This window comes from Streptosporangium sp. NPDC049644 (assembly GCF_040675205.1).
Taxonomy (GTDB): Bacteria; Actinomycetota; Actinomycetes; order Streptosporangiales; family Streptosporangiaceae; genus Streptosporangium; species Streptosporangium fukuiense.
Map to the genome: position 1 here is coordinate 1 of NZ_JBFAOJ010000292.1, position 1,031 is coordinate 1,031.

The window sequence follows — 1,031 nt, forward strand, 5'->3', positions numbered from 1 at the left end:
GAAGGATTACGAAGTGGCCGTCTCTTGTCACATGGATCTCACCCGTGCCAGCACCAGGGCTTGATCACCCGCACACCATCTCCCAGGACGTGAACGTGGCGGATATGGCCTGGGCGTTGAAAGGCGTCGAGCGAGACCCTGGGTTCGGTCCCGGGGTCTGGGAACACCGCTGGCCACGGGGCAGAGGGGGCGCCCTCCCCGGTCGCATCTTGACGGTGCGGAACGTGGAAACCCAGTCGGGGTCCAGCCAATGGCTGGTAGCCCAACCGCAAGAGGAAAGTTCACGTCCTGGGAGATGGTGTGCGGGTGAGCTTGAGCCGTGTGCATAGAGATGTGCACGCACGGTTCTGAGGGGGCCGGGATGCGGTAACGTATCCCGGCTACCCGACCTCTACCCGACGCCGGGCCAGTGTCAGGCGTTGGCGCGGGCGTTCGGGTGTGCGCGGGTGGTGTTCAACGACGGGTTGCGCGTTCGTCGGGACGCTCACGCGGCCAAGATGGCGTACATCTCGGACGCGGAGTTGTCCAAGCGGGTCATCACCGCCGCGAAGAAGACCCCGCAACGGGCGTGGCTGGCAGAGGTGTCGTCGGTGGTGTTGCAGCAGGCCCTCGCGGACCTGAACACCGCCTACCGCAACTTCTTCGCCTCCCTGGCGGGCAAACGCAAAGGCCCGAAGGTCGGCCCGCCCGGCTGGCGTTCCCGCAAGGACAACCGGCAGGCCATCCGGTTCACGAAGAACGCCCGGTTCTCGGTCACGGCGGGCGGGAAACTCCGTCTGCCGAAGATCGGGGACGTGCCGGTGCGCTGGTCGCGGACCCTGCCGTCGGACCCCTCCAGCGTGACGGTGATCAAGGACGCCGCCGGGCGGTACTTCGTGTCCTTCGCCGTCGAGACCACCACCGAGCCGCTGCCGGCGACGGCATCGGAGGTCGGCCTCGATTTGGGACTCACCCACTTCGCGGTGCTGTCGGACGGCCGGAAGATCGACAACCCCCGGTTTCTGCGGCGCGCGGCGAAGAAACTCCGCAAG

1 protein-coding gene is annotated in these 1,031 nt (G+C 66.9%); it reads left to right on the plus strand.

The annotated features are described in order from the left end of the window. Positions 1-347: 347 nt before the first annotated feature. Positions 348-1,031: transposase (locus AB0J58_RS45215; RefSeq protein WP_364228066.1), on the plus strand; the 684-nt coding region annotated here is incomplete at its 3' end.